The organism is Agromyces sp. P1_H4 (genome assembly GCF_056405255.1).
The window spans coordinates 1-4,584 of sequence record NZ_JBFUCL010000311.1 but is presented as its reverse complement, the minus strand read 5'-3'; the positions used below and the strand labels follow the sequence as shown (position 1 = coordinate 4,584).

Below are 4,584 nucleotides of genomic sequence, written 5' to 3'. Positions count from 1 at the left end.
CGAACCGCACGGTGTGCGGCACGAGGTAGGGCGCGTTCGGGCGTCCGCGCAGCGGCACGGGCGTGAGGTACGGGGCATCCGTCTCGACGAGGATGCGGTCGCGCGGGGCGACGCGCAGCGCCTCGCGCAGGTTCTCGGCGTTCTTGAACGTCACGTTGCCTGCGAATGACAGGTACCAGCCCTCGGATGCCGCGAGCCGGGCGAGCTCCTCGCCGCCGGAGAAGCAGTGGAACACCGTGCGCTCGGGGGCGCCCACGCGGCGGAGCGTCTCGACCACGTCGTCGTGCGCGTCGCGGTCGTGGATCTGGAGGGCGAGCCCGTGCCGCTTCGCGATGTCGATGTGCGCCTCGAACGAGCGGAATTGGGCGCCCCTGCCGTCGTCGCCGGTGCGGAAGAAGTCGAGCCCGGTCTCGCCGATCGCGCGCACGCGCGGGCGGGCGGCGAGCTCGTCGATGACGGCGAGGGCGTCGTCGAGGGTTCCGGATGCCTCGAGCTCGGGCGCCTCGTTCGGGTGCAGCGCCACCGCGGCGAGGAGCCGCGGCTCACGCGCGGCCACGTCGGCCGACCAGCGGGAGGTCGCGACATCCGTGCCCACCTGCACGGCGCCGACGACGCCGACGGATGCCGCGCGCTCGAGGTGCTCGTGCACGTCGAGCGGCAGCGCGCCGTCGGCGATCTCGAGGTGCGTGTGGTTGTCGTACACGCCCACGGCCAGCGGCTCGGGCGGCGGCGGGTACTCCACGGCGCGCCCGCCGTCGGACCGCGTGCGCAGGTGCTCGGGCGAGGGCGACGGCGACGGCGAGGCGCCCGAAGGCGAGGCGTCCGTCACGCGGCGGCTCCCGCCCTCACTCCGAGACCTCGATGCGCGGGAACAGCGCCTCGAGCGGCGCCACCTTCTCGCCCGCGGCCCACTCGTGCGCACGGTCGATGCGGTGCTGCTGGACGGTGCCGGGGGCGCCGAGCGCCGTCCACAGCTTCGCGGTCGCCTCGGGCAGCACCGGCGAGAGCAGGACGGCGAGCGTGCCGAGGCCGTGATAGGCCGTGGCGAGCACCGTCTCGAGGCGCGCGCGCTGGTGCGGGTCCTTCGCGAGGGTCCAGGGCTCCTCCACCGTGAGGTAGCCGTTCAGGGCGTCGACGAGCTCCCACGTGGCCGAGATCGAGTCGTGGATCGCGAGGCGCTCGATGGCCGACCACGCGGCATCCGTCGCCCGCTGCTCGATCGCGGCGATCTCGTGGTCGGCGGCCGAGAGCTCGGACGCCTGCGGCACGACGCCGTCGCAGTACCGGTTGATCATCGCGATGACGCGCGACGCGAGGTTGCCGAAGCCGTTGGCGAGCTCGGCCTGGTAACGCGCCGCGAGGTCCTCCCACGAGAACGATCCGTCCTGGCCGAACGAGATGGCCGAGAGGAAGTAGAACCGGAACGCGTCGGAGCCGAACGTCTCGGTGATCTGCTCGGGGGCGATGCCGGTGAGCTTGGACTTCGACATCTTCTCGCCGCCGACGAGCAGCCACCCGTGGCCGAAGACGCCGCGCGGCACGTCGAGCCCGGCAGCCATGAGCATCGCAGGCCAGATCACCGCGTGGAACCGGAGGATGTCCTTGCCGACGATGTGCTGCGCGGGCCAGCGGCGCGAGAACTCGGCGTCGTCCTGGCCGTAGCCGACCGCGGTGATGTAGTTGAGCAGGGCGTCGAACCACACATAGACCACGTGCGACTCGTCCCACGGCACCTTGACGCCCCAGTCGAACGTCGACCGTGAGATCGACAGGTCGGCGAGCCCCTGCTTCACGAACGAGACGACCTCGTTGCGCGCCGACTCGGGCTGGACGAAGTCGGGACGCTCGTCATAGAGGGCGAGGAGCCGGTCGGCGAACGCGGACATGCGGAAGAAGTAGTTCTTCTCGTGCAGCAGTTCGACGGGCTTCGAGTGGATGGCGCAGACCAGCTGGCCCTCGTACTCTCCCGTGCCCGCCACCAGCTCCGACTGCTGCTTGTACTCCTCGCAGCCGACGCAGTAGTAGCCCTCGTACTCGCCGGTGTAGATGTGGCCGTCGTCGTAGAGCTTCTGCAGGAACTTCTGCACGTTGACCTCGTGCCGCTCCTCGGTGGTGCGGATGAAGTCGTCGTTGGCGATGTCGATGGTCTCGAGCAGCGGCTTCCACGCGTCGGCGACGAGCTTGTCGGCCCACTCCTGCGGCGTCACGCCGTTGGCGGTCGCGGTGCGCAGGATCTTCTGGCCGTGCTCGTCGGTGCCGGTCAGCGACCAGGTGTCCTCACCCGCCTGGCGGTGCCAGCGCGCGAGCACGTCGGCGGCCACCTCCGTGTAGGCGTGCCCGATGTGGGGCACGTCGTTCACGTAGAAAATGGGCGTGGTGATATAGAACGAGGAGGCGTCGGCCATGCGCTCAATCCTATGGGCGAGCGGATGCCGCTGCCGCCGGGTTACGCGCCGGGCGCACGCGTCAGCGCCGCCGCGTCATCGCCTGCCGGKGCGCTCCTCCCGGTGCCGTCGACGCACGCTGCCMTCGCCGATGGCGGGCGGCACGGCCTCCTCCACCTCCATGTGCCGATGCGGCGTCGCGACACCGAGGGTGACGTCCTGCTCCTTGAGGTCGGGCTCCTTCACGTGCTGGCCGGGATAGGCGACGACGCGCAGGCCGAGCACGATCTTGCCGGGCGCCTCCCGCTTGTCGAGCGCACGGTAGGCGTCGGCGACGGCGTCGAGCGGGAACACGTCGGCGATGGGCAGCCGGATGCGTCGGGCGGCCGCCAGCGCCGCGACCCGGCCGAGCGCCACCACGTCGCCGGCTGAGGCGCGCACCGCGCTGTGGTCGTCGACGGCGTCCCAGTCGAGCACCGTCAGCACGCGCGACGGCGGGACGCCGAGCGCGCGCGCGGCGGCGGCCTCGCCGCCGAGGAAGTCGAGGAAGGCCGTGACGGGATGCGTGGTGAGTGCGCGAACGCGTTCGGCGAGGCCCGGCCCGTAGCCGGTCGGCAGCACGCCGAACTGGCGCAGGAAGTCGAAGCGGGTCTCGATGCTCGTGCCGATCACGGTTGCGCCGCGCATGCGCGCGAACTGCGCCGCGAGGCATCCGACGCCCCCGGCCGCGGCGGTCACGACGACGGTGTCGTTCGGCGTCAGGCCGAGGCCCTCGACGGCGGTCCACGCGGTCGTGCCCGCCGTGTAGAGCGAACCGGCGACCTCCCACGAGAGCGCCGGCGGACGCGGCAGCAGGTTCGCCTCGGGAACGACCACGTGCGAGGCCTGGGCGCCGTGGTCGACGAACCCCATGACCTCGTCGCCGCGCGTGAAACGTGACGCGTCGGGGCCGGTCGCGATGACGACGCCGGCGAGGTCGCGGCCCTGTCGCGCGGGCAGTCGCACGGGCCATCGCTCGGGATGGTCGCCGCGCCGGATCGCGCTCTCGACGGGGTTCAGCCCGGCCGCGAACACCTCGACGAGCACCTCGCCCTCGCCCGGCTCGGGAACGGGCACCTCGACGACCTCGAGCACCTCGGGGCCGCCGTGATCGGAGAACCTGACCTCGTGCGCCATGTCGCACCTCCACCGTTGTGCGGTGGCCCTATTCTCCCCCACTTCGGGGGGCAGCGGTGGAAATGTTCCGCCGCCGCCCGCCGCCCGCTCAGCGAGTGCTGCGCGCCGCGAGCGCGGCCTCGTACAGGTCGCGCTTGCCGAGGCCGCTCTCGGCGGCGACGAGCGCGACCGCGTCCTTCAGTCGGGTTCCGGATGCCGCGAGCCCGAGCACCCGGTCGAGGGCCGTCGCGGCATCCGCCTGCTGCTCGGCCGCTCCCCCGACCACGATGCAGATCTCGCCCCGGACGCCCTGCGCCGCCCACTCGGCGAGCTCCGCGAGGCCGCCGCGGCGGACCTCCTCGTGGAGCTTGGTGAGCTCCCGGCAGACCGCGGCCGGCCGGCCGGCGCCGAACGCCTCGGCGAGCGCCTCGAGGCTCGCGGCGAGCCGCGACGGCCCCTCGAAGAAGACGAGCGTGCGCCGGTCGCCCGCCAGCTCGGCGAGACGTCGCGACCGATCGCCGGCCTTGCGCGGCAGGAAGCCCTCGAACGCGAACCGGTCGGTGGGCAGGCCCGACACGGCGAGCGCGGTCACCACCGCCGACGGGCCCGGGATCGCCGTGACCTCGACGCCCGCGGCCGCGGCGGCGGCCACGAGCGGGAATCCCGGGTCGGACACGGTCGGCATGCCCGCGTCGCTCAGCACGAGCAGGTCGGCGTCGCGGGCGAGCTCGACCAGCTCGGCCGCCTTCTGCCGCTCGTTGTGCTCGTGCAGCGCGATGAGGCGGGGCCGGTTGGCGATGGCGAGCCCCGCGAGCAGGCGCTGGGTGACCCGCGTGTCCTCGGACGCCACGACCGTGGCCCGCTCGAGGGCGTCCTTGAGCCGCGCCGAGGCGTCGCCGAGGTTGCCGATGGGCGTCGCCGCGAGGATGATCATGCCCCCAGTGTCTCGCACGGCGACGTGCGCGGGCGGCGCGATGCGCTCACGCCTCGTCGGCGAGCGTGCCCTCGTCGGCGAGCGTGCCCTCGTCGGCGAGCGTACCCTCCT

General features: G+C 72.9%; 4 protein-coding genes. All 4 read right to left on the bottom strand.

The window, feature by feature from the left end; genetic code table 11:
* On the bottom strand, nucleotides 1-772 hold a 772-nt coding region (locus AC1DY2_RS16000), incomplete at its 3' end, for a TatD family hydrolase (protein ID WP_476763321.1).
* A 73-nt stretch (nucleotides 773-845) separates the two neighbouring features.
* Nucleotides 846-2,405: a methionine--tRNA ligase gene (metG, locus tag AC1DY2_RS15995; protein ID WP_476763320.1), complete on the bottom strand. Its 1,560-nt coding sequence runs from the start codon at nucleotides 2,403-2,405 to the stop codon at nucleotides 846-848.
* Nucleotides 2,406-2,480: 75 nt separating this feature from the next.
* Nucleotides 2,481-3,560: an NADP-dependent oxidoreductase gene (locus tag AC1DY2_RS15990; RefSeq protein ID WP_476763319.1), complete on the bottom strand. Its 1,080-nt coding sequence runs from the start codon at nucleotides 3,558-3,560 to the stop codon at nucleotides 2,481-2,483.
* Between the two features lie 88 nt (nucleotides 3,561-3,648).
* The gene (gene rsmI, locus AC1DY2_RS15985) at nucleotides 3,649-4,473 is read right to left on the bottom strand and encodes a 16S rRNA (cytidine(1402)-2'-O)-methyltransferase (RefSeq protein WP_476763318.1); all 825 of its coding nucleotides are present in this window, start codon (nucleotides 4,471-4,473) and stop codon (nucleotides 3,649-3,651) included.
* Nucleotides 4,474-4,584: the final 111 nt, after the last annotated feature.